General features: G+C 69.0%; 22 protein-coding genes. 11 read left to right on the forward strand and 11 right to left on the reverse strand.

From position 1 onward, the window contains the following. Positions 1–24 precede the first annotated feature (24 nt). The 3 genes from U5O44_RS08950 (at position 25) to U5O44_RS08960 (ending at position 3,006) form a co-directional block, all read left to right on the forward strand. On the forward strand, positions 25–717 hold the full coding sequence (locus U5O44_RS08950; RefSeq protein WP_322588085.1) for a YggS family pyridoxal phosphate-dependent enzyme: 693 nt from the start codon (positions 25–27) through the stop codon (positions 715–717). A gap of 116 nt (positions 718–833) precedes the next feature. After that, positions 834–1,343, forward strand: coding sequence for an Hsp20/alpha crystallin family protein (locus tag U5O44_RS08955; RefSeq protein WP_322588086.1), 510 nt, complete (start codon positions 834–836; stop codon positions 1,341–1,343). Positions 1,344–1,425: 82 nt separating this feature from the next. Beyond that, positions 1,426–3,006: an ATP-binding protein gene (locus U5O44_RS08960; RefSeq protein ID WP_322588087.1), complete on the forward strand. Its 1,581-nt coding sequence runs from the start codon at positions 1,426–1,428 to the stop codon at positions 3,004–3,006. Positions 3,007–3,031: 25 nt separating this feature from the next. Here U5O44_RS08960 and U5O44_RS08965 read toward each other — a convergent pair whose 3' ends face one another. Genes U5O44_RS08965 through U5O44_RS08975 form a run of 3 tightly spaced genes read right to left on the reverse strand, consistent with a single transcriptional unit; the run spans position 3,032 to position 8,766 of the window. Beyond that, a complete protein-coding gene (locus U5O44_RS08965; protein WP_322588088.1) occupies positions 3,032–6,832 on the reverse strand; it encodes an nSTAND1 domain-containing NTPase in 3,801 nt (1,266 codons plus the stop codon). Beyond that, complete coding sequence (locus U5O44_RS08970; RefSeq protein WP_322588089.1) at positions 6,829–8,265, reverse strand: toll/interleukin-1 receptor domain-containing protein; 1,437 nt, start codon at positions 8,263–8,265, stop codon at positions 6,829–6,831. The genes U5O44_RS08965 and U5O44_RS08970 overlap by 4 nt, the downstream gene beginning before the upstream one ends. 36 nt (positions 8,266–8,301) lie before the next feature. Beyond that, positions 8,302–8,766 carry an Lrp/AsnC ligand binding domain-containing protein gene (locus U5O44_RS08975; RefSeq protein WP_322588090.1) on the reverse strand — a complete coding sequence of 155 codons (465 nt, stop codon included), beginning with the start codon at positions 8,764–8,766 and terminating at the stop codon, positions 8,302–8,304. Between the two features lie 101 nt (positions 8,767–8,867). Here U5O44_RS08975 and U5O44_RS08980 point away from each other — a divergent pair, with 101 nt between their 5' ends. Continuing rightward, entirely contained in the window at positions 8,868–11,900 is a 3,033-nt protein-coding gene (locus U5O44_RS08980) for an L-glutamate gamma-semialdehyde dehydrogenase (RefSeq protein WP_322588091.1), read from the forward strand. 11 nt (positions 11,901–11,911) lie between these two features. After that, the gene (gene proC, locus U5O44_RS08985) at positions 11,912–12,736 is read left to right on the forward strand and encodes a pyrroline-5-carboxylate reductase (RefSeq protein ID WP_322588092.1); all 825 of its coding nucleotides are present in this window, start codon (positions 11,912–11,914) and stop codon (positions 12,734–12,736) included. 121 nt (positions 12,737–12,857) lie between these two features. On the opposite strand, the gene U5O44_RS08990 is transcribed toward proC, so the two are convergent. Then, on the reverse strand, positions 12,858–13,904 hold the full coding sequence (locus U5O44_RS08990) for an XdhC family protein (protein WP_322588093.1): 1,047 nt from the start codon (positions 13,902–13,904) through the stop codon (positions 12,858–12,860). A 127-nt stretch (positions 13,905–14,031) separates the two neighbouring features. On the opposite strand from U5O44_RS08990, the gene U5O44_RS08995 reads away from it, so the two are divergent. Next, positions 14,032–14,571: a hypothetical protein gene (locus tag U5O44_RS08995; RefSeq protein WP_322588094.1), complete on the forward strand. Its 540-nt coding sequence runs from the start codon at positions 14,032–14,034 to the stop codon at positions 14,569–14,571. 52 nt (positions 14,572–14,623) lie between these two features. Here the strand turns inward: U5O44_RS08995 and U5O44_RS09000 are convergent, their stop codons facing one another. Continuing rightward, positions 14,624–15,541: a LysR family transcriptional regulator gene (locus U5O44_RS09000; RefSeq protein ID WP_322588095.1), complete on the reverse strand. Its 918-nt coding sequence runs from the start codon at positions 15,539–15,541 to the stop codon at positions 14,624–14,626. A gap of 71 nt (positions 15,542–15,612) precedes the next feature. Here U5O44_RS09000 and U5O44_RS09005 point away from each other — a divergent pair, with 71 nt between their 5' ends. Both U5O44_RS09005 and U5O44_RS09010 read left to right on the forward strand, forming a co-directional pair. Beyond that, entirely contained in the window at positions 15,613–16,590 is a 978-nt protein-coding gene (locus tag U5O44_RS09005) for a sodium-dependent bicarbonate transport family permease (RefSeq protein WP_322588096.1), read from the forward strand. An 81-nt stretch (positions 16,591–16,671) separates the two neighbouring features. Then, a complete protein-coding gene (locus U5O44_RS09010; RefSeq protein ID WP_322588097.1) occupies positions 16,672–17,622 on the forward strand; it encodes an aromatic ring-hydroxylating dioxygenase subunit alpha in 951 nt (316 codons plus the stop codon). A gap of 7 nt (positions 17,623–17,629) precedes the next feature. On the opposite strand, the gene U5O44_RS09015 is transcribed toward U5O44_RS09010, so the two are convergent. After that, positions 17,630–18,223, reverse strand: a complete 594-nt coding sequence (locus U5O44_RS09015; protein WP_322588098.1) for an exopolysaccharide biosynthesis protein — start codon at positions 18,221–18,223, stop codon at positions 17,630–17,632. A 310-nt stretch (positions 18,224–18,533) separates the two neighbouring features. Between U5O44_RS09015 and U5O44_RS09020 the strand changes: the two genes are divergently transcribed. Further along, positions 18,534–19,808, forward strand: a complete 1,275-nt coding sequence (locus U5O44_RS09020; RefSeq protein ID WP_322588099.1) for a Glu/Leu/Phe/Val family dehydrogenase — start codon at positions 18,534–18,536, stop codon at positions 19,806–19,808. 24 nt (positions 19,809–19,832) lie between these two features. Here U5O44_RS09020 and U5O44_RS09025 read toward each other — a convergent pair whose 3' ends face one another. Continuing rightward, positions 19,833–20,291: an RES family NAD+ phosphorylase gene (locus tag U5O44_RS09025; protein ID WP_322588100.1), complete on the reverse strand. Its 459-nt coding sequence runs from the start codon at positions 20,289–20,291 to the stop codon at positions 19,833–19,835. Then, on the reverse strand, positions 20,288–20,665 hold the full coding sequence (gene parS, locus U5O44_RS09030) for a type II RES/Xre toxin-antitoxin system antitoxin (protein WP_322588101.1): 378 nt from the start codon (positions 20,663–20,665) through the stop codon (positions 20,288–20,290). The genes U5O44_RS09025 and parS overlap by 4 nt, the downstream gene beginning before the upstream one ends. Positions 20,666–20,826: 161 nt before the next feature. Between parS and U5O44_RS09035 the strand changes: the two genes are divergently transcribed. After that, positions 20,827–21,318, forward strand: coding sequence for a hemerythrin domain-containing protein (locus U5O44_RS09035; protein ID WP_322588102.1), 492 nt, complete (start codon positions 20,827–20,829; stop codon positions 21,316–21,318). Here the strand turns inward: U5O44_RS09035 and U5O44_RS09040 are convergent. Continuing rightward, positions 21,231–22,340 carry an acyltransferase family protein gene (locus tag U5O44_RS09040; protein WP_322588103.1) on the reverse strand — a complete coding sequence of 370 codons (1,110 nt, stop codon included), beginning with the start codon at positions 22,338–22,340 and terminating at the stop codon, positions 21,231–21,233. The two genes, U5O44_RS09035 and U5O44_RS09040, sit on opposite strands and share 88 nt — an antisense overlap. Positions 22,341–22,521: 181 nt before the next feature. Continuing rightward, on the reverse strand, positions 22,522–23,490 hold the full coding sequence (gene ylqF / locus U5O44_RS09045; RefSeq protein WP_322588104.1) for a ribosome biogenesis GTPase YlqF: 969 nt from the start codon (positions 23,488–23,490) through the stop codon (positions 22,522–22,524). Positions 23,491–23,546: 56 nt separating this feature from the next. Between ylqF and U5O44_RS09050 the strand changes: the two genes are divergently transcribed. Further along, positions 23,547–23,771, forward strand: a complete 225-nt coding sequence (locus U5O44_RS09050) for a hypothetical protein (protein WP_322588105.1) — start codon at positions 23,547–23,549, stop codon at positions 23,769–23,771. Positions 23,772–23,783: 12 nt separating this feature from the next. On the opposite strand, the gene sbcB is transcribed toward U5O44_RS09050, so the two are convergent. Next, positions 23,784–25,244 carry an exodeoxyribonuclease I gene (gene sbcB, locus U5O44_RS09055; RefSeq protein WP_322588106.1) on the reverse strand — a complete coding sequence of 487 codons (1,461 nt, stop codon included), beginning with the start codon at positions 25,242–25,244 and terminating at the stop codon, positions 23,784–23,786. Positions 25,245–25,265: the final 21 nt, after the last annotated feature.

The raw sequence follows: 25,265 nt of genomic DNA on the forward strand, positions 1-25,265 counted from the left end.
ATGAAAACTTCGATTCAGACGATTATGACGACCATCGCGAGCAACGTACAAGCCACGCAAGCGCGGCTAAATCAGGCTTGTTCCACGGCAGGACGCGCACCAGAAACAGTACACCTCCTCGCCGTGAGCAAGCTGCAGCCGGCCGATGCCATTCGCCAGGCCTGCGCGGCCGGACTCCACGCCTTCGGTGAAAACTACGTGCAGGAAGGCCTGGACAAGATCGCGGCGCTGGCCGACCTGCGCCCGGCGCTGGCCTGGCACCTGATCGGCCCGCTGCAGAGCAACAAGACCCGCGCCGTCGCCGAGGCCTTCGACTGGGTCCACAGCATCGACCGGCTGAAGACCGCGCAGCGCCTGAGCGAGCAGCGACCCGACAACCTGCCGCCGCTGAACGTGTGCCTGCAGGTCAACATCAGCGGCGAGGACAGCAAGAGCGGCGTGGCGCCGGCCGAGGTGCTGGCGCTGGCCCGCGCCGTGGCCGCGCTGCCGCGCCTGCGGCTGCGCGGGCTGATGTCGATCCCGGAACCCGAGGCCGATCTCGACGCCCAGCGCCGGCCGCACCGTGCCCTGCGCGCCCTGCTCGACCAGCTCAACGCCGAGGGCCTGTCGCTCGACACGCTGTCGATGGGCATGAGCGCCGACCTGGAGGCGGCGGTGCTGGAAGGCGCCACGGTCGTGCGCATCGGCACGGCGATCTTCGGTGCCCGAACGCGTTGATCCTCTCTTGAACTTCGCGCGAACAACCGCACATCTGATGAGCCGGAATGCGCTGCGCTCAGTGCCCCGGCGCTCGCAGCACCCGCTGCCGGGCAAACCGAGAAAGAAGGTTGTCCATGATCAAGATCGATGAACTCCGCGAGGGCTTCGGCTCGTTCTGGGGCTCGGTGTCCGAGGGCTGGGACCGCATGCGCCACACGGCGGCCGGCGCCCTGACCCGCTTCAAGCCGAATGAGGAAACCCGCCTGCCCGAGCGCGCCCAGATCGACGACCCGCTGCATTTCCCTGGCCAGTCCTGGTCGATGCTGGGCAGCGATGTGTACGAGGACGAGCAGCGCCTGGTCGTGCGCATCGAGGCGCCGGGGATGGAGAAGGACAACTTCGCCATCGAGATCAGTGGCGACACCCTCGTCGTGCGAGGCGAAAAGCGCTTTGAGCACGAGGAAACCCAGGGACGCTGGCGCGTGCTGCAGTGTGCGTATGGCAGCTTCCAGCGCACGGTGCCGCTGCCAGCGTCCGTGCGCAGCGACGAAGCCAAGGCCAGCTACCGCAACGGCGTGCTGAAGGTCGAGCTGCACAAGGTGCAGCCGAGCCAGCCGGCGTCGGTGAACATCAAGGTCGACTGAGCACCCGCTGCTGCGCCAGCAGCATGATGGCGGCGGCGTGGGGGCGCAGCGACTGAAAGCACGGCACTACACTTCGAGCACCATGCACGCCCCGCCCGCCCCCACCCTGGCCCGCCGCCCGCTGCCGATCGGCATCCAGAACCTGCGCGAGATCCGCGAGGGCGGGCATTACTACGTGGACAAGTCCGGGCTGGCGATCGACCTGATCGAGTCGGGCAAGCTGTTTTTCCTCAGCCGCCCGCGCCGCTTCGGCAAGAGCCTGCTGGTCGACACGCTCAAGGAGCTGTTCGAGGGCAACCGCGCACTGTTCACCGGCCTGGCGGCCGAGACGCGCTGGGACTGGACGCGGCGCCACCCCGTCATCCGCCTCGACTTCGCCGGCGGCGTGCTCGGCGACCGCGCCGGCCTCGACGAGCGCCTGCACGAACTGCTCGACGACCATGAGGCGCTGCTCGGCGTCAGCAGCCAGCGCCGCAGCACCAACGGCCGCCTGGCCGAGCTGATCCAGCGCGCACACGAGCGCCACGGCGCCCCGGTCGTCGTGCTGATCGACGAGTACGACAAGCCCATCCTCGACAACCTCGACCGCCCGGCCATCGCCCGGGAGATGCGCGACGGGCTGCGCAACGTCTACTCCGTGCTCAAGGCCAGCGACGCGCACCTGAAGTTCGTCTTCCTGACCGGCGTGAGCAAGTTCAGCAAGGTGAGCATCTTCTCCGGGCTGAACAACCTGCGCGACATCACGCTCGACGCCCGCTGGAGCGCGCTGTGCGGCTACACCGACACCGATCTGGACAGCGTCTTCGCCCCTGAGCTGCCCGGGCTGGACCGCGACGAGATCCGCCGCTGGTACAACGGCTACAACTGGACGGGCGAGCCGGTCTACAACCCCTTCGACATGCTGCTGCTGTTCGATAGCCGCCAGTTCCGACCCTACTGGTTCGAGACCGGGACGCCGACGTTCCTCATCAAGCTGCTGAGCGAGCAGCAGTTCTTCACTCCCCGGCTCCAGCGCCTGCAGAGCAGCCTGTCGCTGCTGTCGAGCTTCGATGTCGAGCAGATCGCCCCGGAGGCGCTGCTGTTCCAGACCGGCTACCTGACGGTGCATGAGGTGCGCCAGCCGGTGCCGGGGCGCTGGGTCTACACGCTGGGCTACCCGAACCGTGAGGTCGAGTCGAGCCTGAACGAGGCGCTGCTGCTCGCGCATGGCGTGCCGGGCGAGCGATCGATCGAGACCCAGGACCGGGTGATCGACAGCCTGCGGCGGGCCGACCTGCCGGCGCTGGCCGCCGTGTTCCGCACGCTGTTCGCCAGCATTCCGCACGACTGGTACCGCCGCAATGCCCTGGCGCAGGCCGAGGGCTATTACGCCAGCGTGTTCTACAGCCACCTGGCCGCGCTGGGGCTGGACATCCGGGTCGAGGACACCACGAACCACGGCCGCATCGACCTGACGGTGCGGTTCGAGGGTCAGGTGTTCCTCTTCGAGTTCAAGGTCGTGGACTCGCAGGACGCCGCCACGGACGCGGCGCTGCAGCAGATCCGGGCGCGTGGCTACGCCGACAAGTACCTCGGCCGGGGCGAGCCGGTGCATCGGGTCGGGGTGACGTTCGGGCGGCGCGAGCGCAATCTGGTCGGGTTCGAGAGCGAGACGGTCGGCTGACGGCGATCCCTGCGCCGGCGGGTGATCAATCCGCCGGCACTGGCAGGCCCGGGCACTGCACGACGTAGTCGATGTCCGGGGAGATCCATTCGCGCCATTCCTTGCGGGTCATGTTGCGGGGGAGTTTGGCGCAGAGTTCGGTGGCCCATGTATCCAGGACAGGCCAGATGCGCGGGCTTCTATCCCAACCGCCGGAGACGATGCGCGAGCCGTCGGGACTGAACGCGACGCTCTGAACGGCCCATGAATGCCCCTTCAAGGGCTCACCGATGGGGTTGCCGGAACGGGCATCCCACAGGCGCAGGGTCTTGTCCGAACTGCCGGAGACGATGCGCGAGCCGTCGGGACTGAACGCGACGCTCTGGACGAAACTCGAATGTCCCTTGAAGGGCTCACCGATGGGGTTGCCGGAACGGGCATCCCACAGGCGCAGGGTTTGGTCATCACTGCCGGAGACGATGCGCGAGCCGTCGGGACTGAACGCGACGCTCCGGACGAAACTCGAATGCCCCTTGAAGGGCTCACCGATGGGATTGCCGGAACGGGCGTCCCACAGGCGCAGGGTCTTGTCCAAACTGCCGGAGACGATGCGCGAGCCGTCGGGACTGAACGCGACGCTCTGGACGGAACTCGAATGTCCCTTCAAGGGCTCACCGATGGGGTTGCCGGAACGGGCATCCCACAGGCGCAGCGTATTGTCCAAACTGCCGGAGACGATGCGCGAGCCGTCGGGACTGAACGCGACGCTCTGGACGGAACTCGAATGTCCCTTGAAGGGCTCACCGATGGGATTGCCGGAACGGGCGTCCCACAGGCGCAGGGTATTGTCATCACTGCCGGAGACGATGCGCGAGCCGTCGGGACTGAACGCGACGCTCTGGACGGAACTCGAATGTCCCTTGAAGGGCTCACCGATGGGGTTGCCGGAACGGGCATCCCACAGGCGCAGGGTGTTGTCCGAACTGCCGGAGACGATGCGCGAGCCGTCGGGACTGAACGCGACGCTCCAGACGGAACTCGAATGTCCCTTGAAGGGCTCACCGATGGGGTTGCCGGAACGGGCATCCCACAGGCGCAGGGTTTTGTCCGAACTGCCGGAGACGATGCGTGAGCCGTCGGGACTGAACGCGACGCTCCAGACGAAACTCGAATGTCCCTTGAAGGGCTCACCGATGGGGTTGCCGGAACGGGCGTCCCACAGGCGCAGGGTTTTGTCCCAACTGCCGGAGACGATGCGCGAGCCGTCGGGACTGAACGCGACGCTCCGGACGAAACTCGAATGCCCCTTGAAGGGCTCACCGATGGGGTTGCCGGAACGGGCATCCCACAGGCGCAGGGTGTTGTCCGAACTGCCGGAGACGATGCGCGAGCCGTCGGGACTGAACGCGACGCTCCAGACGGAACTCGAATGTCCCTTGAAGGGCTCACCGATGGGGTTGCCGGAACGGGCATCCCACAGGCGCAGGGTTTTGTCCGAACTGCCGGAGACGATGCGTGAGCCGTCGGGACTGAACGCGACGCTCCAGACGAAACTCGAATGTCCCTTGAAGGGCTCACCGATGGGGTTGCCGGAACGGGCGTCCCACAGGCGCAGGGTTTTGTCCCAACTGCCGGAGACGATGCGCGAGCCGTCGGGACTGAACGCGACGCTCCGGACGAAACTCGAATGCCCCTTGAAGGGCTCACCGATGGGGTTGCCGGAACGGGCGTCCCACAGGCGCAGGGTCTTGTCCAAACTGCCGGAGACGATGCGCGAGCCGTCGGGACTGAACGCGACGCTCTGGACGGAACTCGAATGCCCCTTGAAGGGCTCACCGATGGGGTTGCCGGAACGGGCATCCCACAGGCGCAGGGTCTTGTCCGAACTGCCGGAGACGATGCGCGAGCCGTCGGGACTGATGGCGATACAGGTAATCGAATCACCGGATTCACGTAGCCATTTCATTGACCCGGATCGAATGAACTCACGCTGCAGTCCAGCATACCCGGCTGCCTGGACAAATGGCTGTGCCGATTTCTGAGTCAGCCGATGGCCGGCCATCGTCATCAGCAAACTCTGAAGCCCAGTAGCCGATCGATTGATTCCAGCGAAATAATCATTCGCATCACTGAGCACCCGCTGCGCCGTCGCATCGCGAGCTGTCGCTAGCGCCTTGCCTTTCTGCGTTTCCGCATCCGCCTGCGCACTCAACGCCTTGCCTTTTTGTGCATCCGCCTCGGCCTGCGCTGCCTTGGCCTGCCGCTCCGCCTTCATCGCCCGCTCGGCTTCGGTCTTGGCCTCGCTGGCACGTTTCTCCGCCAGCTCGGCTTTTTCCTGCGCATCCGCCTCAGCACTCGCGGCCCGACCCAGCGCCGCCTTCAGCTCGGCCAGCTTGCCTTCCAGCGTCCGATTGGTCCCCTCCAAGGTGGTCTTGGCGCCGTCCAGTTGGAGGCTGAGCTGACGAGCGTTCTGCCACTGGAGCGCAATCCCGACCAGACCCGCGCACATAACGGCCATGACCACTGCAACGATCCGCCACCACAGCGCCCGTTTCTCCCGCTCCTTCCTGGCCTCCTCCCGCTCCCGGCTTTTCTGTGCCCGCCCCGCCGCCACGGTCGCGATCCGGTCATGCACCAGCTCGACATACGCCCCATGCTCGGTGTTCTCGGTGCGCAGCAGCCGCCGGTCCTTCAGCCGCGCGATGTCCTCCCCATCCAGCCCGACCCGCCCCAGCGACTGCTCGGGAAACGGCCGCCGTGTCCCGTCCAGCGTGATCAGCTCGTTCTCGATGAACCGCGCCGCTGTCTCCCGCCGCCTGTCCGGCAGCGCCGCCAAGGCCCGGTCATAGAACTGCTCCAGCAACTGCCCGCCCAGCCGGTCCAGCGACCGGGTATCGAGCTTCAGCGCCCGCTGCTCGACGCGGTGCAGGTTCAGCCCCGCGCAGACCAGACTCAGCAGCGCCGGCTCGATGCGCTCGCGGCGCTGCGGACGCGGCCGACCCGGCGCGGCGGAAGCGTTCTGCTGATCGAGAAATTCGACGATGCGCCGAGCGTCCTCGGTCTCGACCAGCGTCCCGCCCGTCTTGTCGATTGCCTCCAGCGCCTCGGCCTGCGACATCGGCAGCAGCCGGTAGCGATTCGGCCCCAGACGCGGAATCCGGTCGGCGTGGATCTCCAAGTCCGGAAGGTAGTCCTCCCGCAGACTGAGCACAAAGCGCGCACCAAGCCGATCCGGGTCTAGGCGGTCCAGCAACTCGTCATGACGATCGAGCCGGGCCGCGACCTCGGCCGGAATGCGCCCCTGGATCAGGTTGCCCAGCTCGTCGAACAGCCGCTGCTGCACGGCCGGGTCGGCCACCAGGGTGAAGATCTCCTCGAACTGGTCGAGCACGAACACCGGCATCCAGCGCTGCCCCTGGTCGTCGCGCCACTGCGTGCGGCGGTCGTGCAGCCACTCCCACAGCCGCGCCGTCTCGCCCAGCGTGTCCTCGTCAGGCAAGACCGGGTGCTCGCCGGTGATGCCGTGCGCCTGTGCCTCAGCCTGCAGCCGCGCCAGCAACTGCGCCGACAGCCCCGGCCGCCCTTCGCCATGATCGAGCCGCACCAGCACCGGCAGCAGGCGCCGCGCCGGCTCGCGCAGCCGAGGAAACAGCCCCGCCTGCAGCAGCGAGGTCTTGCCCAGCCCCGATTTGCCGAACAGCACCGTCGCCGGCGCCGCCAGCACGCAGCGCAGCAGTTGCGTCGTGGCTTCGTCGCGGCCGTTGAAGAAACCCTGGGCCGACTCCGGGAAGGCGTCGAGCCACGGCCACGGGTGCTCGGCGTCGATCTGCAGGTGGTCGTCGCTCATGGCCGGGCTCCAGTCGCGAAGGTCTGCACGCGGCGGACGAGCTGCGCCCGATCGGCCTCGCTCAGGTGGCCGTGCGGCGCGTGCAGCAGGTGCAGATCCCTGAACGGCCGCGTCCGGCCGGTGAAGATGTGCGTGTAGCCCGCCCGCAGCGGCGGATCAGGGTCCAGGCCGATCGGCAACAGGAACTCGTCGCGGATGCGCGGCGCACGCTCGATGGCCTGCTGCCATTCCTCCCAGTAGACGCCCTCGCGCCGCCGGTCGGCCTGATGCGACAGCAACGGCACGAAGAAATCGCAGGTAGCGATGGCGTCCTCGATCTTGCCGGGCCAGTGATCGCCGGGGATCAGGGCCTCGCGGTCCAGCCAGACCTTGCCGAAACCGACCGCTTTCAAGGCCTGCGTGATGCGCAGCGCGGCGTCGGCATCCTCGGTGGCGTAACTGACGAAGGCACTCGGGGCAACGCCAGACGACACGGGGCGGCTGGCCGGCATCGCGGCCTGGGCATAGCGCCCGGGCATCCCTGAAACGATCGCGTCGATCTGCTCGACGAACGCCAGCGGCGACCACGGGAACACGGTCGAGTGGTGGCTGAAGCGATCGAGAAAGCCGTTCAGGGCCGGATCCTGCGTGCCGGCGCAGAAGAACTCGAAGGTGCGCCCGTCGGCGGTCAGGCGCTCGGTGTTGAACAGCCGCATCAGCCCGCGCGCCATCCAGTCCGGCAACCCGCAGCCCAGGAACAGCAGATCCTGGCCGCGCAGTTCGGTCAGCAGCGTCTTGGCCCGGCGCTCGCCCTCGTCGCGAAAGCGGTACAAGTATTCGAGCGCGTCCTCCTCGTGGATCGCGATCTCGGTGGTGTCCGCGATGCGGCCGAGCAGGTGGTGCAGCCGCAGTTCCCCGGCACGACGCGGTGGCACGTCGATGTCCTGGCCAGTATCAGCCCGAGGCGCATAGCTGGCCACATGGACCACCCGCCCCGGCTGTGCGGCCCGGCAAGCGCGTTGCAGCACGTCATCCGGCGTCAGGCAGACCACCAGATCGAAACACGTCAGACGGGCCAGCGCTGCCAGCGCACCGACCGGCACGACCTGTTCGGACAACTCGCTGATCGTGTGGCTGACGCTGCGGCGCAGGCGGCCGGCAGACAGACCGGTGTGCGTCAGGATGGCGGCACAGGCTCGGTGCAGATCCCAGCCGGCCCCAGGCGCCTCGGACTGCAGCAGATCGGGCGACAACTGCCGCGCCGCCAGCAGCCGCTCGGCCACCAGCCGGTAGAACGGGGCTTGCCGGCGCCCGACCTCCGGATCGTCCACTTCCACCGTCAACGCCTCCGGCCCCACCAGCAGCACCAACTGCTGCAGCCGAAGCGACTCCGCCAGGCTGTCGATGGCGCTGTCCAACACGGGCCAGCGGGATTCGGAAGAGAAATGCGACATGTGCAAGATTCTGGCGCGAACCACGCACGTTTTCGCTCACACCGCGATCGCCGCCGTGTTCTTCACCTCTTCCATCACCACATAGGTCCGCGTCTCGCGCACGCCGGGCAGCGCCCAGATCACCGTACCGATGAACTCGCGGTAGGCAGCCATGTCGGCCACTCGGGTCTTGAGCAGGTAGTCGAAGCCGCCTGCGACGAGGTGGCATTCGAGGATCTCTGGGCGCACCTGCACGGCCGCGCGGAAGGTGTCCATCACGTCCTGCACCGTGCGGTCGAGCAGCACCTCCACGAACACCATCAGTCCGGCGCCGAGCTTGACGGGATCGAGCCGCGCCTCGTAGCCGAGGATGTAGCCGTCGCGGGTGAGGCGGCGCACACGCTCCAGCACCGCCGTCGGCGACAGGTGCACCGCCTCCGCGAGCTTCAGGTTGGAGATGCGCCCATCGGCCTGGAGCAGCGCGAGGATGCGGCGGTCGATCTTGTCGATGTCGGTGCTCATGGGAAAATATTATCCAATCAGTGGCCATTTGATTGGTGAGTTATTCATCTGCATGGCGAATAAGCTGGAGGTCTGCGCCACACCACGCCGAGACCTCCACCATGACGACGCCCGCTGCCACCACACCTTTCTCCGACCGCCTGCCCGCCCCCGTGCGTGATGAAACCGCGCAAGTCGCCCGGCTGCTGGGCGAGCTGCAAGGCCGGGTGGACTGGTCCGCCGTGATCGCCACCGGCACGCCGTGGGTGGACGCCGTGCGCCGCCAGCCCGCGCCGTTCTGGGCGATGGAGTCGCTGCTGCGCGAGTACCCGATCTCCAGCGCGGAGGGGCTGGCGCTGATGCGGCTGGCCGAGGCGCTGCTGCGGGTGCCGGACACCGAAACCGCGCTCGCGCTCACCGCCGACCAGCTCGGCCGCGCCGACTTCTCCAGCCACGGCCAGGACGGGCAGCCGCACCCGATGCTCTCCGGGCTGGCGTCGCAGGCGATCCACCTGTCCAAGAAGCTGCTGCCCGAGGATGGCGAGGACATGCACGGCGGCGGGCTGCTGCAGCGGCTCGGCGCCAAGACGGTGGTGGCGGCGACGGTGCGGGCGATCCAGTTGCTCGGGCGCCAGTTCGTGCTCGGCCAGTCGATCGCGGAAGCGCTGACCCGCGCCGACGCCAACCGCCGTGAACACGCGCTGATCCGCCACAGCTTCGACATGCTCGGCGAAGGCGCCCGCACCGACGCCGACGCGCTGCACTACGGCCGCGCCTACGCCGACGCGATCCGCGCCATCGCCGCCAAGGGCCGCCCGGCGCGCCCGGAAGACGGCGACGGCATCTCGATCAAGCTCTCCGCGCTCGACGCCCGCTACGAGCCGGCGCAGTTCGCCACCGTGACCGAGCGGCTGATGCCGCGCCTGCTCGACCTCGTGAACGCCGCCGCCGCCGCGAACATCAACCTCACCATCGACGCCGAGGAGTCCGAGCGGCTGGAGCTGTCGCTGGCCGTGCTGGACCTGCTGGCGGCGCATGTCGCGGCCACATATCCACAGTGGCAAGGGCTGGGGCTGGCGGTGCAGGCGTACCAGACCCGCGCGCCCGAGGTGATCGACGAAGTGACCGCCATCGCGCGCCGCCACGGCCTGCGCTTCATGGTGCGGCTGGTCAAGGGCGCCTACTGGGACGGCGAGATCAAGCGGGCGCAGGAACTGGGTCTGGCCGGCTACCCGGTCTGGACCGACAAGCGCCACACCGACCTGAGCTACCTCGCCTGCGCGCAGCGCCTGCTGGCCGCGCCCGAGATCTACCCGCAGTTCGCCACCCACAACGCCGGCACCATCGCCGCGATCCTGGAGATGGCCAAGGCCGCTCACCCGCAGGGCACGCCGTTCGAGCTGCAGCGCCTGCACGGCATGGGCGAAGGCATCTACCGCGAGGTCATGCGGCGCCCGGACGCGCCGCCGCTGCGCATCTACGCGCCGGTGGGCGAACACCGCGACTTGCTGGCGTATCTGGTGCGGCGGCTGCTGGAGAACGGCGCGAACTCGTCGTTTGTCCACCAGCTCGCCGACGAGGCGGTGACGCCGCAGATGCTGCTGGCCTCGCCGCTGCGGGCGCCGTCGCGCTCGGTGCTGCCGATGCCGCTGCAACTGTTCGGCGCGGCGCGGGCGAATTCGAAGGGCGTCGATCTGGCGGCCGAGCGCGAGCGGCTGCCGCTGCTGGCGGCGTTGGGCGTGCCGCTACCCGCCGCGCCGACGGAGGCCAGCGTCGAAGGCGCCGCCGCCGCGATGGACGCGCTGCACGCCGCCCAGCGCGGCTGGAACGCGACCCCGCTGGCGGAGCGCTGCGCCGTGCTGCTGCGGGCGGGCGAGGCGCTGGAGCGGCGCACGGGCGAATTCGCCGGCCTGCTCGCACAGGAAGGCGGCAAGACGCTGGGCGACGCCGTGGCCGAGATCCGCGAGGCGGTCGATTTCTGCCGCTACTACGCCGAGCAGGCCGCCGCCCGACTCGCCCCGCAGGCATTGCCCGGTCCGACCGGCGAGAAGAACGCGCTGCGGCTGCACGGGCGCGGCGTCTTCGTCTGCATCAGCCCGTGGAACTTCCCGCTGGCGATCTTCGCCGGGCAGGTGGTGGCCGCGCTGGTGGCGGGCAACACGGTGGCCGCCAAGCCCGCCGAGCAGACGCCGCGGACTGCGCAGCGTTTTGTCGAGCTGCTGCACGGCGCCGGCCTGCCGCGCGCGGCGCTGACGCTGGTGTGCGGGCCGGGCGAGACGGTGGGCGCAGCGCTGGTGGCGCACCGGCGCTGTGCAGGCGTGTGCTTCACCGGCTCGACGCCGGTCGCCAAGGCCATCAACCGCACGCTGGCGCAGAGCGACGGCCCGATCGTGCCGCTGATCGCCGAGACGGGCGGGCTGAACGCGATGCTGGTGGACTCCAGCGCACTGCCGGAGCAGGTGGTGGACGCCGTCGTGCAAAGCGCCTTCCGCTCGGCAGGACAGCGGTGTTCGGCGCTGCGGCTGCTGTGCCTGCACGACAGCGTGGCGGACAAGGTGCTGGAGATGGTCGCGGGGGCGATGGCCGAGCTGGTCTGCGGCGATCCTGCGGACGCGGCGCAGAGCTGGGCGGTCGATGTCGGCCCGGTGATCGACGCGGAGGCGCACGCGGGTCTGAGCCGCCACATCGCCCGGCTGGAGCGCGAGGCGCGGCTGATCGCCCGCACGCCGCTGCCCGCGCGGCTGACCGGCACGCACATCGCACCGGTCGCGTTCGAGCTGAAGTCGATCGGCGAGCTGCGCGAGGAGCTGTTCGGGCCGGTGCTGCATGTCGTGCGCTGGCGCGGCGCGGTGGATGCGCTGGTGGACGAGGTGAACGCGCTCGGTTATGGGCTGACGCTGGGGGTCCACACGCGCATCGACGACCGGGCGGTGCGGATTGCGGAGCGGGCGCGGGTCGGGAATGTCTATGTGAACCGCAACATGATCGGGGCGGTGGTGGGCGTGCAGCCGTTTGGCGGCGAAGGCATGTCCGGGACCGGGCCGAAGGCGGGGGGGCCGCACTATCTGTATCGCTTCTGCGGGGAGCAGACGGTGACGGTGAACACGGCAGCGGCGGGGGGGAATGCGGCGCTGCTGGCGGGCGGTGGTCAGTAAACTCCCGCGCCATGACACACCCCACCTCCCCCACCCTCGCCTTCATCGGCGGCGGCAACATGGCCACCGCCATCCTCGGCGGCCTCGTCCGCAGCGGCACGCCCGGCGCGAACCTGATCGTGCTCGACCCGAGCGCCGACCAGCGCGCCCGCCTGGAACGCGACTTCGGCGTGCGCACCCTCGCCGCCGCCGACGCCACCCTGACGGAGGCCGACGCCGTCGTCTGGGCCGTCAAGCCGCAGAGCTTCGCCGACGCCGCCGCTCCGTGCGCGGCGCATGTCGGCGGCGCGCTGCACCTGTCGGTGATGGCCGGCATCCGCAGCGACGCCATCGCCCGCGCCACCGGCTCCGACCGCGTGGTGCGCTCGATGCCCAACACACCCGCACTGATCGGCCAGGGCATCTCGGGCCTGTACGCCCGCCCTGCCGTCAGCGCCGCCGAGCGCGCTCAGGTCGAGGGGCTGCTGGCGCCGACCGGCGAGGTGGTGTGGGTCGAGCGCGAGGCCGATCTGGACGCCGTGACCGCGCTGTCCGGCTCCGGCCCGGCCTATGTGTTCTATTTCATCGAGGCGATGGTCGCCGCCGCCGAGCGCATGGGCCTGACCGCCGAACAAGGCAAGCAACTCGCACTCGCCACCTTCGGCGGGGCCACCGAACTCGCCCGCCGCTCGGACGACACGCCGGCAACGCTGCGCGAGCGCGTCACGTCCAAGGGCGGCACGACCTACGCCGCGCTGACGACGCTGCAGGCGCAGGGCATGCAGGACAGCTTCATCGCCGCGATGCTCGCCGCGCAGACGCGGGCGCACGAGCTGGGCGACGAGTTCGGGCGCTGAGCCCGGGACGGCCACGGCATCACGGCCATTCGACTGTCAGCGGCCACAGGCGCCGCCGCAGGGCCTCCAGATCCGCGGTCATCCACCCGGCAGGCAGGCTGTGCGTGCATCTCCTCACGCATCACACCTCACAGACCGAGGGCAGACCCCCCGACCCGGCCAGGCCTTCGGACACCGCCTTGCCCTCGGCCACGGCGCGGGGCGCGGGCCGCGCAATGCCGTTCTTCACCGCCACCACCTCGGCCATGATGGACAGCGCGATCTCGGCCGGGGTCTTGCTGCCGATGTAGAGGCCTGCCGGCCCGTGCAGCGTGTCCAGCTCCGCCTCGTTCAGTCCGAAGTGCACACGCAGGCGGTCGCGCCGCAGCGCGGTGTGCTGGCGCGAGCCGATGGCGCCGACGTAGAAGGCCTCGGACTGCAGCGCGTCGATCAGCGCCAGGTCGTCGAGCTTGGGGTCGTGTGTCAGGGCCACGACGGCGGTGCGGGCATCGGGCTGCAGCCGCAGGATCAGGTCGTCGGGCATCTCGTGGCTGAGCGTCACGCCGTCCAGCGACCAGCCCGCGTGCTGCGACTCGCGCGGATCGCAGACGATGACCTCGAAGTTCAGGCTCAGCGCCATCTGGCTCAGGCAGCGCGAGAGGTCGCCGGCGCCGATCACGATCAGGCGGTGGCGCGGCCCGAAGTGGGTCACCAGCGTGTCGTCGCACAGCACCGGCAGGCCGTCGCGCCGGCCGGGCTGCAGCTCGACCGCGCCGCTGCGCAGATCGAGCCGGCGCTCGGTGCTGCGCCGCTGCAGGCAGGCCTGCAGCAGCTCCGGCAGCCGGCTGTGCGCGGCCACCGGCTCCAGCACCAGCTCCACCGTGCCCCCGCAGGGCAGACCGAAGCGGTGCGCCTGGTCGGCCGAGATGCCGTAGCGCAGCGTGGCGGGACGACCGCCTGCGCAGACGGCGGCCAGCCCCTCTTCGCGGACGCGCCGGACCAGGTCGTCCTCGATGCAGCCGCCCGAGACCGAGCCCACCGTCTCGCCGCGGCCATTGATGGCCATCAGCGAGCCGGGTGGCCGGGGGGACGAGCCCCAGGTGCGTGTCACCGTCACCAGCACGACAGGCAGACCCTGCGCCTGCCAATGTCCGGCCGCGCGCAGGACCAGGGTGTCGAGGTCTTCCATGGCGACGCCCTCAAGCCAGCCGGAAGGGCAGCTCGCGCAGCGCACAGAGCATGGGCGTGGAGGGATCGACACCCAGCTGCTGGGCGCAGCCGTTGACTTGCAGGGGGATCATCAGGTTCTCCTGAACATGGGTGGGAAATCCGAGCACCGCATTGTCGGCTTGGACCCGGACCTTGCGGTACGGACGGCGGTGCTGGAAGCCAGCCGCGCGCAGCCCGACCTCGCGCTGGCACCGCTGGTCCGGCGCGAGATCCACTACCGGCTGCTGACCGGCGAAGTGGGTGTCCGCCAGATCCTGAGCCTATGCCGCGGCCGGGTGGTGCACAGGGTGGTACAGATGCTGTTGCAGCAGCCTGCCAGCCGTGGCAATCTGTCACGATTTTTCAGCGCCCCCCGGGCGCGGCCCGCTCAGCAAATGGAGAACAAGGAAGTGCGACTGACAGACATCGACAAGGGAATTCTCAGCTTCGGCTCGATGACGCTGCTGATCGGCGGACTGTCGCTGGCAGGACTGCTGTTCTGGGGCTGGTACACGGAGCAGGCGCTGCCCCTGTGGCCAGCATTGTTGGTCGCGGGCGTCAATGTGTTCGGCGCCCTGAAGCTGCTGCAGGAAACCAAGGCCAAGCAAGCCGCGCAGCAGTCTGGGGCAGCCACCCGGCGCCCATGACCTGAGCTGCGTCCTGCAGCGGACAGCGGCTGACCGTCGTCAGCGCCGCCCATCATCCCTCTGAGGCCACCTCCGCCGCCACCCGCGCCGCCTGCGCCAGCAGGTGCGCGCGGAACACCCGTGCGATCGGGCTGAGCGCACGGCCCTGCCGGTGCACCACATGCCACTGGCCGGCGATCGGGAAGCCGTCGACCGGCAGCACCTGCACGCCATGCTCGCGCGCACGCCCCCGCAGCGTGTGCGCCGACAGCACCGACAGGCCCAGCCCGCCCGCCACCGCCTCCTTGATGGCCTCGTTGCTGCCCAGCTCCAGCCGCAGATGCGGCCGAAAGCCTGCGGCGCGGAAATGGGCGTCCGCGGCCATGCGCGTGCCCGAGCCGCGTTCGCGCAGGATGAAACGCTCCTGGCGCAGGTCGTCCAGCGTCAGCGCCCCCCGCTGCGTCAGCGCATGACCGGCTGACGCGACCAGCACCAGCGGATTCGGCAGGAAGACCGCGTCGTCAAGCGCCAGATCGGCTGGCGGCATCGACATGATCACCAGGTCGTCGCGCTGCTCGCGCAGGCGCTGCACCACCCCGTCGCGGTTGAGCACCTCCAGCCGGATGTCGATGTCCGGGTACTGCGCGCAGAAGCCCCCCAGCATCCGGGGAACGAAATACTTCGCCGTGCTGACCACCGCCACCCGCAGCCGCCCGCTGGCCAGCCCTTTCCACGCCGCAAGCTGCTGCTCCCAGTCGATCCAGTCGTCGAGCATGCGCCGCGCGGTGGCCGCCAGCGCCTCGCCCGCCTCGGTGAGCTGCACGCGGCGCCCGACCAGCGTGTAGAGCGGCAGCCCGGCCGCGTCCGAGATCTCGCGCAGCTGCATCGACGCGGTCGGCTGCGTGACATGCAGCGCCCGCGCGGCGGCGCTGACGCTGCCCTGCTCGGCCAGCGCGAGGAAGAGACGGAGTTGCCGGAAGCTGGTGTTCATAGATAAAACTCTATGTTGTGATGCACAAGAATCAATTTTCCACGAAGTCACGTCCTGCCTAGCATCTGGGCATGAACCCGCTTCTCGACCCTGCTGTCCTGTTTTTTGCCGTCGGCCTGCTGGCCGGGGTGTTGCGCTCCGACCTGGAGGTGCCGCCACAGGTGGCCCGCTTCCTGTCGCTCTACCTGTTGATGGCGCTGGGCCTGAAGGGCGGCTTCGCGCTGTCCGCCGGCGGCCTGCCGGCCGAGGGGCTGGCGGCGATCGGCCTGGCGCTGGTGATGGCCGCGCTGGTGCCGCTGCTGGGCTGGTGGCTGCTGCGCCGTGTGACGGCACCGGTCGATGCGCTGGCCGTCGCGGCCGCCTACGGCTCGGTCAGCGCCGTGACCTTCGTGACCGCCCACCAGCAGCTGGAGCAGCTGGGGCTGACGCCGGGCGGCTACATGACCGCCGCGATGGTGCTGATGGAGAGTCCGGCGCTCCTGATCGCGCTGATGCTGCGCAGCCGGCTGGCCACCTCGCAGGCCCACGGCAGCGGCGGCAGCGGCGGCGGCGGCCTGCTGCGACCGGTGCGCGAGGCCTGCACCCACGGCTCGCAGCTGCTGCTGCTCGGTGCGCTGGCCATCGGCTGGCTCAGTGGCGAACACGGCCAGAAGACGATGCAGCCTTTCACGGGTGACCTGTTCAAGGGTCTGCTGGCGTTCTTCCTGCTCGACATGGGGGTGCAGGTGGCACGCCAGCTCGGTGCGGTGCGCCAGGCCTCTGGCTGGCTGCTGGCCTATGCGGTGCTCGGCCCGCTGGTGCATGCGCTGATCGCCTTGCTGCTGGCCGGCTGGGTCGGGCTGGACACGGGCGACGCGGCGATGCTGATGGTGCTGGCCGCCAGCGCCAGCTACATCGTCGTGCCCGCTGCACTGCGCCAGGCCGTGCCCGAAGCGAATCCGGCGATCTACCTGGGGCTGGCGCTGGGCGTGACCTTTCCGCTGAACCTGTTGCTGGGCATTCCGCTGTACACCGCGATGGCACGGGCCTGGCTGGGCGGCGGCGGCTGATCGGCCGATCAGGTGTCGGCATCGACAGCAACCGGGCGGCTACCATCCCGGTCGATGCCGACAGCTCGGAGAGGTCACGACATGGAAACACAGCTCTGGCACCCGCTGAGCCGGGACGAGGATCTGGACGCAGCCCCCATCGCCCTGACGTTGCTGGGGCACGCGCTGGTGCTGTGGCGCGATGCGTCTGGTCAACCCGTGCTGATGCGGGACCAGTGCCCCCACCGCGGCGCGCGGCTGTCGCTCGGCCGCGTCCGGCATGGCCACATCGAGTGCCCGTACCACGGGTGGCGCTTCGACGCGGGCGGCGCCTGTGTCGGCATTCCCGCCGTGCCGGCGTTCCGGCCACCGGCCTCGCACAGCGCCTGCACGCACCCGGTGGTCGAATGCCACGGCCTGCTCTGGGGCGCGCTGGAACCCCCGACCACCGAGCCGCCGAAGCTGCCCGGTATGCCCGCCCGCCGGCTGGTCTACGGCCCGTTCGACGTGGCCACCTCCGCGCCCCGGGTGGTGGAGAACTTTCTCGACACCGCGCATTTCGCCTTCGTGCATGAAGGCTGGCTCGGAGAAACCGGCCATGCCGAGGTACCCGACTACACCGTCACCCACACCGCCGATGGCCGCCCGGTGATCGAGGACTACCGGGCCTGGCAACCGCGAGCCACCGCCAGCGCGACCAGTGGCGGCTGGGTGCGCTACCGCTACGAGGTGCTCGGCCCGTACGGCGCGGTGCTGGGCAAGCAGCCCGACGACGGCAGCCCGGGCGACGCCTACACGCTGTGGGCCACCCCGCTCGACGACGAGCACTGCCGGGTCTGGATGGGCCAGTACACGGCCGACACCACCTCCACCGACACCGAACTGCGCGACTTCCAGCTCGCCATCTTCGCGCAGGACAAGCCGATCCTCGAATCACAGCAGCCCCGGCGGCTGCCGGTCAGCGGCGGCGAGGTGCACTGCGCGGCGGATCGGCTGAGTGCGGCGTACCGGCGGTATCTGCAGCGGGTGGGCGTGCGCTGCGGGATCTGCTGAGCCCGGATCAGAGCCAGGAAGACAGCTGCTGTCCGGCCTGCATGACCGTCTCGGCAATCAGTCCGGCACTGAACCACCCGAACGCGAGGGCGCCCAGCCCGGCCGGCAGCGACAGCATCAGCATCAGTCCGTCGCGGTACATCCAGCCCAGGCCGAGCAGCACCAGGCTCAGCCCCGGCAGCACATTGCCGAACGGCAGCGGCAGGAAGATCAGCGCCGCCATCACCGCGATCCACACCCGCCACCAGCCGAAGGCCACCGGGTGCCGCAGCAACCGCCAGCGGCGCTGCAGCCGCTGGCCGGCGCGCTCGTGCAGCCAGGCCAGCGACCGCAGGCAGCGCCCGGACCAGACGGCATCCAGCCGGAAGGACGCCAGCCGCCCCGGCATGACCGTGCCCCCCGGTCGCGGCCAGCGCCAAGCCACGGCGAACAGCAGAAAACTCAGCACCGTGCCCACACCGGACACGGGCAGCACACACAGCAGTGACACCACCAGCAACAGCACCGCCTGCGACGCACGCCCGTGCAGCGCCAGCAGTTCGGCGACGCTGAGGGGCTGCGCGGTACTCAGCGCACGGTGGAAAGGTTCGGCTCGGCTCATGGCGCCGCAGTCTGGCCAGCGCGGCAGCCTTGGGCCAGCAGGCACACGCTGAACAAGACTTCGGTGTGACCGAAGTCCGCCCCCGGAAGCAGGCAACCCGGATCGTCATGGTTACCACGGATGGTCGGCGCCCGGCACGCATGTCAGCACTGCGTCAGACAGCGTCCTGGCTCATGCAAATTCTGCATGTCATCGGCAAGAGCGATGCCCTGACCTTGTCTACAGTGGCACCGATGACGCGCCGCCGGGATCCACCAGAGCCCTTCCAGCGGCACGATCTTCATCCAACTCGCATCAACGAGGCTACAACATGCAAGAACCCCTTTCATATGTCACACCCGGCCCCCACAGCGCCTGGGGCACCTACCTGCTGCAGGTCGACCGCGTCCTGCCCTACCTCGGCGCGCTGGCCCGCTGGTCCGAGACGCTCAAGCACCCCAAGCGGGCGCTGATCGTCGATGTGCCGATCGAGATGGACGACGGCACGGTGCGGCACTTCGAGGGCTACCGCGTGCAGCACAACCTCAGCCGCGGACCCGGCAAGGGCGGCGTGCGCTACCACCCGGACGTGACGCTGGAGGAGGTGATGGCGCTGTCGGCGTGGATGACGGTGAAGAATGCCGCCGTCAACCTGCCCTACGGCGGCGCCAAGGGCGGCATCCGGGTCGATCCGCGCCAGCTCTCGCACAAGGAACTGGAGCGCCTGACGCGGCGCTACACCAGCGAGATCGGCTTCATCATCGGCCCGCAGCAGGACATCCCCGCCCCCGACGTGGGCACCAACCCGCAGATCATGGCGTGGATGATGGACACCTACTCGATGAACGTCGGCGCCACCGCCAGCGGCGTCGTCACCGGCAAGCCCATCCACCTCGGCGGCTCGCTCGGCCGGGTCAAGGCGACCGGGCGCGGCGTGTTCGTGACCGGCCGGGAAGCGGCGCGGCGCATCGGGCTGAACCTGGACGGCGCACGCATCGCGGTGCAGGGCTTCGGCAATGTCGGCTCGGCCGCAGCGGAACTCTTCACCAGCGCGGGCGCCAAGGTCGTCGCCGTGCAGGACCACACCGGCACCATTGCCAACCCGAACGGCATGGACATGGCCGACCTGATGGCGGTCGTGCGGCGGGACGGCGGCGTCGGCGCCTACACCGGCGCGGAGCGCATCGACGACGAAGCCTTCTGGGACACGGACTGCGACATCCTGATCCCGGCCGCGCTCGAAGGCCAGATCACCGTCGCCCGCGCCAACCGCCTGAAGGCGAGGCTGGTGCTCGAAGGCGCCAACGGCCCGACGATGTTCGACGCGGACGACGTGCTGACCGACCGGGGCATCCTGGTCGTGCCGGACGTGATCTGCAACGCGGGTGGTGTCACGGTGTCCTATTTCGAGTGGGTGCAGGACTTCTCGTCGTTCTTCTGGACCGAGGACGAGATCAATGTGCGGCTGGACAAGATCATGGTCGAGGCCCTGCGCAAGATCTGGGACATGGCCGACCGCCACCACATCACGCTGCGCACCGCGACGTTTGCTGTCGCCTGCGAGCGCATCCTGATGGCGCGGCAGGAGCGCGGGCTCTACCCCTGAGCCAGCAACGGCGTGCGACCCGGGCTACATCAGCCGCGGGTCGAAGGTGAACGCCTCGTCGCCGACGATCCGCACCCGCGCCACGTCCGGGTGCAGCGGGTTGAGCAGCAGGTTGCGCTCCATCGGGATCACGGCGGACGGCACGCTGAGGGCCACGCCGCGCCGGCTGGCGAGCCACTCGGTGCCGAGGGCCGCCAGTTCGTCCGGCGCCGGCACCGCCGCCCAGCGCGCGGGCAGCGCCGCCACCTCGACCTGCTCGATCAGCAGGTCGTCCGGCAGCGACAGCGTCAGCAGCCGCAGATCCTCCGGCGCGTCGAGCGGATCGACGTGGACCAGCACCTCCAGAGCAGCCAGCGCGGCCGAGCTGGCCGCGTAGACGATGGGCCGGCCACGCCGGTGCCAGCGCCCGCTGACGTAGAGCCCGCCGATGCCGTCGAGCGCGGTCGCCACGAACGGCTGGCGGCACAGGCGCCAGACCTTCAACTGAAGATCCCGTGGTTCAGCCGCACCAGCACCTCCTCGACCTGGTGCGCGCCGATCTCGGTGTCGAGCAGATCGAAGGGCACTTCGCCGCCCAGCGCCCGGTTCGGTGACTTCAGCCAGCGGCGCGCCTTGTCCGCGTTGCCCAGTACCTCGGTCGCCAGCGACACCGCGCGCGTCACGCGGTAGAGCCGGTCCGACTCCTGCGGCGTGAAGCGGTGTTCGGTCTTGCGGCGGGCCAGCGTGCGCAGCGGGATGCCGAGCACCTGGGTCATCTGTTGCGGAGCCATCTCCAGCTGCGTCGCGACCGACTCGAAAGCCGAGAACGGCAGCCCTTGGCGGACGGCATTGCGGGCGTCGATGAGGGTGTTTGCCATGTGGCAATGCTACCACTGCCAAACGGCACCGACATGCCCTCATGGCTTCCGGGAAAGTCCAGCAGTTCGCGGAACTTGCGCCCGGTCAACGGTGCGCAACGGACAGCCTGCTAGCGTGCGCGCCACCGCACCACGCTCCGAAGCACGACGAAGGAACCCCCATGTCCGACATGCCCACCCCAACGGCCACACCCGGCATCGTCTGGAACGACGAGCTGCTCACCCGCCAGCCCCAGATGGACGCCACCCACCGGGAGTTCGTCGAGCACCTGATCCAGGTCGAGTCAGCGCTGGGACAGCCGGACGCCGTGCTGCTGCCGCGCTATGACGCGCTGGTCGCGCACACCGTCGAGCACTTCGCACAAGAGGACCGCTGGATGGCCGCCCTGGGCTTCGCGACGCAGAACTGCCATGCGATGCAGCACACCCAGGTGCTGGCGGTGCTGCAGGATGTGCGCCGGCAGCATGTGGAGGCCGGCGCGACCGACATGATCGGCCGGCTGCTGCCGGAGCTGATGCAGTGGTTCGAGAACCACGCCCAGGCCGCCGACGCCGGCCTGGCCGGCTACATGGCCGAAGTGGGATTCGATCCAGCCACCGGCGAGATGGCACGGCCGCCCTTGCTTCCCGAAGCGGCCGACGCAGCACGCTGACCCGGCTTCACCAGACGCATCCAGCTCGGACGGTCATAGAGGAAGCGCATCCCGATCCGGTTGAACAGGTGGTAGGCACCCATTGCGATGCCGATCACCGAGACCATCGCGATGGTGGCCACCAGGCTCGGGCTGCGTCCAACGGGCGAGGCCTGCAGCGCCGGCACGATGATGATCATGGGCAGGTAGAAGCCGAGGTAGACCGCGATGGAGTTCTTGCCCAGCGTGTTGAGCCAGCCCGCCCAGCGGTGCGAGGACACCAGAGCCGCGATCGACACCAGGGCACTGATGCCCATGAAGCCGGCCAGCAGATTGACCGCCAGGTGCTCCGTCAGCGCCAGCTTGACCAGCGCGCCATTCACCACGGCCCACACGAGCAGCGCGGCGATGGCGGTGCGGCGATGGGCGAGCGTCCAGTCGGCCAGCGCAAAGAAGCGGCTGGCGAAGACATGGCCGGCGTAGAAGAACACGAAGAACATGCCGAAGCGGTCGATGTGGTAGATGCCGGTCTGCAGCGGGAAGAGATGCAACAGCACCGCCGCCGGCAGCAGGATCCAGACGGGCACCTGGCGCAGCAGGCGCGTCGCCACGAAATACACCGACAGCATCATGACGAACCACAGCATGCCGAAGGGCTCGTACAGGTGGAACAGCAGCGAGGCCGCGGCATCCCCGAGGCTGACAGGCGCATCGTGGCCCAGCAACCAGGTCACGGGCAGCACGATCAGCGTCCAGAGCACAAAGAAATAGAGGTAATGCACCACCTTGGTGTCGAGGTAGTGCTTCCAGGGGCGGTCGATCACCTGCGACAGGAACAGGCCCGAGATCAGGAAGAAGTCGGGCATCCGGAACGGCTTGGCGAAGACCACGAAATACCCGAGCCAGCCGGCTTGGCCCTTGGCGACATGCCCCTGCATCTCGCCTGCGATCCACATGGCCACCACCGCCACGATGCAGAAACCTTTGGCGAAATCGACCCAGGCGTAGCGGTTTCGTAGGTCTGTGGGGCGTTGGTGGCTCATGGCGGGCGTCCTTGCGTTGTGCGTCGGAACCCAGTCTAGGAGAGCCCTTGCGGATCGACTCCCCCCTGAATGTCTGTCTGAATGCGCGATGTCTCGAAGCTGAATGCAATGTTTACGGAATACCGTGAACTATGCCCTCGACCGTCAATGCCTCGCCTGATCTAGAAAATATTGCCATGGCTCAGGCAATATCATCGGATTCCCCTGTCTCCTCTGGCTCGGCGGACGCGGGTGCCGCACCCCGTTTCCCCTTGCGGGCCTTGCGCTCCTGGCGGGCCTGCTCGGCAATTTCAGCTTCGGCTGCCCAGACCAGAAATTCCGCTGGCGTCTCCAGCGTGACGCGGCCCAGCACACCGCTGCGGTAATCGTGGATGACGATCTCGGCGGCCTTCTGCAGGTTCACCTTGCCGCCCCCCAGCACAGCGCCCCGCTTGCGCCCGACGGCGGCCAGCAGTTCCTCGTCGTTCAGCGCCTCGGTCTCGGTCAGCTTGTAGCGGGCCTCGACCTGCCCGGCGTAGTCGCGGCGCAGCGTGGCCAGCAGCTCCACCGCGACCAGTTCCTCGTCCAGCGCGTTGCGGCCGACGGCGCCAGTGGCGGCCAGGTTGTAGCCGCCCTTCTCGATCGTGATCTTCGGCCAGAGCATGCCGGGGGTGTCGTACAGGTAGAAGTCGCTCGCCAGTGCGATGCGCTGCTCCAGCTTGGTGATGCCAGGCTCGTCGCCGGTCTTGGCTGCACGCTTGCCGACCAGCGTGTTGATGAGCGTGGACTTGCCGACGTTGGGAATGCCGCAGATCAGCACGCGCATCGGCTTGGCCATGCCGCCCCGCAATGGCGCGAGGGCACGGCAGGCCGCGATCAGGCGCTGGGCGGGCGCGGTGATGCTGGCATCCAGCGCAAGCGCCTGCGTCTCGGGCAGGCCGTTGTAATGCGCCAGCCACAGCTCGGTGCGCGCCGGGTCGGCCAGATCCTGCTTGTTGAGCACCTTGAGCGCCGGCTTGCCCTGCGTGAGCTGCGCCAGCAGCGGATTGGCGCTGGAGCCGGGGGCACGGGCGTCGAGCAATTCGATCACCACGTCGATGCCGTCCTTGACACGCGCGGTGATGGCCTTCTTGGTCAGGTGCATGTGACCGGGAAACCATTGGATGGACATCTGGAAAATCTTTCTGGATCGAAAACGGGGGTGTGGAACAACAGGAGAATACCGGGATGAAAACCTACACCCTCGAAGTCCAGCGCTACAAGGCCGCCGCCAGCCACCACGGGCTGGTCAACATCAAGTTCGACGGCCTGCTGGTGCCGCGCCCGACCCCGGAAGGCCAGGAGCCCGCCCATGTGCTCAGCATGAGCGAAGCGGATGCGCGCTCGCTGATGCTGCTGCTGAAGGCGCAGTTCGCCGAGATTGACAAGCGCAAGGCGCGCAGCCAGCGCTGACCGGCCTGTGCCTCAGCCGCGGGTCGGCGTGATCTGCTCGGCGTAGTCGTAGAGCGCGCCGAGAATCTCCTGGGCCCGCTCGTCGTCCTCATGGGCCTGCCCGAGGGTGTCGATGCGCTCGAAGAACTGTGCCACGGTCTGCGCCCCGCCCTGCCCGTCCAGCAGCCGTGCGGCGCAGTGGGCCTGCCAGCGGTCGCGCTCGGTGTCGGTGAGGGTCTCGGGGAAATTGCGGGCCCGGTAGCGCCAGAACAGCTCGTCCAGCCGCGGGTCGTCGAACGCTGGCGCGCGGCCGGCAGGCAGCTCGTGCGCCTTCAATCCACGCAGACGCACCAGCCGGCGGCGGTCCTCATGGTCCAGGAATCCGCCGTAGAGGTCTTCGTCGACATCGACTTTCGGCGCCCCCTCCAGAGGGGGGCGGGCATAGACCTCCTGCCAGATGCCGCCCAGCGTGCGCACCTGCACCGCCGCCGTGTCGGCGTGGCGCAGGCACTGGGCCATGTCGATGCCCCAGTGCGCTGCACGCTCGGCGGACAAGGTCTTGAGGTTGGCAATCACGACCGGCGACTTGTTGAGGTGGATGGTCTTGATCGGCAACCGCGAGACCCCTTCAGGCAACGCATCCGCGCGGGTGAACAGGCGCTCGCGGATCTGCACGGCACTCAGGCCCAGCAGTTCGGCCGGGTCGTGGGCCAGATCCCAGACGATCAGCTCGTTCTTGTTGGTCGGGTGTGTCGACAGCGGCCAGACCACCGCGAGGCCGCCACGCTCGGCGCTGTACATGCCGGAGATGTGCAGGAAGGGCTGCCCCTGGCGCTGAGCGCGCTCGATCTCGGCGGCGACCGCATCCTTCCTGCGCAGTGCGAGGCAGAAATCGAACAGGCGCGGCTGCCGGTCGCGGATCAGCCGGGCCAGCGCCAGCGTGGCGCGCACATCGGACAGCGCATCGTGCGCCGCTTCATGGGCAATGCCGTTGGCGGCGGTCAGGTGTTCGAGCTTGAAGGACGGGCGGCCATCCGCGTGGCGTGGCCAGACGATGCCGTCGGGGCGCAAGGCCCAGGCGCAGCGCACCAGATCGACGATGTCCCAGCGCCCGCAGCCGTTCTGCCACTCGCGGGCGTAAGGGTCGATCAGGTTGCGCCAGAAGAGGTGGCGCGTGACCTCGTCGTCGAAGCGGATCGAGTTGTAGCCCAGGCCGATGGTGCCGGGCTGACCGAGCTGCTCCTCGATGGCACGGGCGAAGGCGTGTTCGGGCAGGCCCTGCTCCAGGCAGTGCTGGGGGAGGATCCCGGTCAGGAGACAGCTCTCGGGGTCGGGCAGATAGTCCGGCGCAGGCTGACAGTGGAATGTGACCGGCGCGCCGATTTCCTGCAGTTGCGCGTCGGTGCGGATGCCGGCGAACTGGGCGGGACGGTCCCGACGCGGCACACGCCCGAAGGTTTCATAGTCGTGCCAGAAGTAGGTGAATTCAGCCATGGGCGCACCTTAACCGATCGG

The sequence above is a fragment of the Sphaerotilus sp. genome, assembly GCF_034519685.1.
Taxonomy (GTDB): Bacteria; Pseudomonadota; Gammaproteobacteria; order Burkholderiales; family Burkholderiaceae_C; genus Sphaerotilus.

Bases quoted from the DNA above. Each gene is read 5' to 3' on its own strand.
- ylqF (WP_322588104.1), bottom strand. From the start codon at position 23,490: ATGTCCATCCAATGGTTTCCCGGTCACATGCACCTGACCAAGAAGGCC.
- U5O44_RS09040 (WP_322588103.1), bottom strand. From the start codon at position 22,340: ATGAGCCACCAACGCCCCACAGACCTACGAAACCGCTACGCCTGGGTC.
- U5O44_RS09035 (WP_322588102.1), top strand. From the start codon at position 20,827: ATGTCCGACATGCCCACCCCAACGGCCACACCCGGCATCGTCTGGAAC.
- U5O44_RS08965 (WP_322588088.1), bottom strand. From the start codon at position 6,832: ATGAGCGACGACCACCTGCAGATCGACGCCGAGCACCCGTGGCCGTGG.
- U5O44_RS09050 (WP_322588105.1), top strand. From the start codon at position 23,547: ATGAAAACCTACACCCTCGAAGTCCAGCGCTACAAGGCCGCCGCCAGC.
- U5O44_RS09020 (WP_322588099.1), top strand. From the start codon at position 18,534: ATGCAAGAACCCCTTTCATATGTCACACCCGGCCCCCACAGCGCCTGG.
- parS (WP_322588101.1), bottom strand. From the start codon at position 20,665: ATGGCAAACACCCTCATCGACGCCCGCAATGCCGTCCGCCAAGGGCTG.
- proC (WP_322588092.1), top strand. From the start codon at position 11,912: ATGACACACCCCACCTCCCCCACCCTCGCCTTCATCGGCGGCGGCAAC.
- U5O44_RS09015 (WP_322588098.1), bottom strand. From the start codon at position 18,223: ATGAGCCGAGCCGAACCTTTCCACCGTGCGCTGAGTACCGCGCAGCCC.
- U5O44_RS08990 (WP_322588093.1), bottom strand. From the start codon at position 13,904: ATGGAAGACCTCGACACCCTGGTCCTGCGCGCGGCCGGACATTGGCAG.
- U5O44_RS08950 (WP_322588085.1), top strand. From the start codon at position 25: ATGACGACCATCGCGAGCAACGTACAAGCCACGCAAGCGCGGCTAAAT.
- sbcB (WP_322588106.1), bottom strand. From the start codon at position 25,244: ATGGCTGAATTCACCTACTTCTGGCACGACTATGAAACCTTCGGGCGT.
- U5O44_RS09010 (WP_322588097.1), top strand. From the start codon at position 16,672: ATGGAAACACAGCTCTGGCACCCGCTGAGCCGGGACGAGGATCTGGAC.
- U5O44_RS09005 (WP_322588096.1), top strand. From the start codon at position 15,613: ATGAACCCGCTTCTCGACCCTGCTGTCCTGTTTTTTGCCGTCGGCCTG.
- U5O44_RS08995 (WP_322588094.1), top strand. From the start codon at position 14,032: ATGGGTGGGAAATCCGAGCACCGCATTGTCGGCTTGGACCCGGACCTT.
- U5O44_RS09000 (WP_322588095.1), bottom strand. From the start codon at position 15,541: ATGAACACCAGCTTCCGGCAACTCCGTCTCTTCCTCGCGCTGGCCGAG.
- U5O44_RS08955 (WP_322588086.1), top strand. From the start codon at position 834: ATGATCAAGATCGATGAACTCCGCGAGGGCTTCGGCTCGTTCTGGGGC.
- U5O44_RS08960 (WP_322588087.1), top strand. From the start codon at position 1,426: ATGCACGCCCCGCCCGCCCCCACCCTGGCCCGCCGCCCGCTGCCGATC.
- U5O44_RS08970 (WP_322588089.1), bottom strand. From the start codon at position 8,265: ATGTCGCATTTCTCTTCCGAATCCCGCTGGCCCGTGTTGGACAGCGCC.
- U5O44_RS08980 (WP_322588091.1), top strand. From the start codon at position 8,868: ATGACGACGCCCGCTGCCACCACACCTTTCTCCGACCGCCTGCCCGCC.
- U5O44_RS08975 (WP_322588090.1), bottom strand. From the start codon at position 8,766: ATGAGCACCGACATCGACAAGATCGACCGCCGCATCCTCGCGCTGCTC.